The organism is Streptomyces recifensis (assembly GCF_002154615.1).
In the GTDB taxonomy this organism is placed as follows: Bacteria; Actinomycetota; Actinomycetes; order Streptomycetales; family Streptomycetaceae; genus Streptomyces; species Streptomyces griseoluteus.
This window is the reverse complement of record NZ_MUNH01000666.1, coordinates 1-615: the sequence shown is the minus strand read 5'-3', so window position 1 is coordinate 615 and position 615 is coordinate 1. Positions and strand designations below refer to the sequence as shown.

Annotated in this window: 1 pseudogene; it reads left to right on the top strand. The window is 66.5% G+C overall.

Going from position 1 to position 615, the window contains the following annotated elements:
* Positions 1-449: 449 nt before the first annotated feature.
* A pseudogene (locus tag CCN33_RS33315) lies at positions 450-615 on the top strand (flavin reductase); the annotation flags it as partial.

The window sequence follows — 615 nt, the reverse complement described above, 5'->3', positions numbered from 1 at the left end:
TCTCGTAACCGAGGGCGGAGACCGCGCCGTCCGCGACGATCTGAAGGGTGTCGGCCTGGCTCCGCGCGGTGTTCATCTCGGCCATGACCTGGTGAAGCTGACGCAGTGACGTCAGAGGGACGTACGGCTCCTGATCGGTCTCCATGCTCGCCCTCCCCCTGCTGTCCACAGGCTTTCCGCCACTGAATCACAGCGCGCTGCTCACTCGGTACACAGGGTCAACAATTCCGCACTCCTTGTGACTCAAGTCACAGAAGAACTTGAACAATTGAGTGCAGTTTCCGCACTTTCCCGTTGCGTTCTCCGATCGCAAAGGCTGCGAAGTTGCGCATATGCCGCTGGCCGGTCCGGGCGGCCCTTCCGCCACAGGTCCGGTCCTTTGGTCCTAGGTCCGGGCTACACCGGAGGCCCGATGCGGCGGTCGCGGGCGGCCGATTAGCGTTTGCGGCGTGCTGAACCCTCCCTCCCCCACCGCCGCGGCCGCTTCTGTGCATGCTGAAGGGGTGAGCGACGACGAGTTCCGGGCCGCGATGTCCCGGCTGGCCGCGGGCGTGGTCCTGGTGACCGCGCAGGAACCGCCGCTGGACCCCGACGACCCGTACGCGCCGGGCGGCG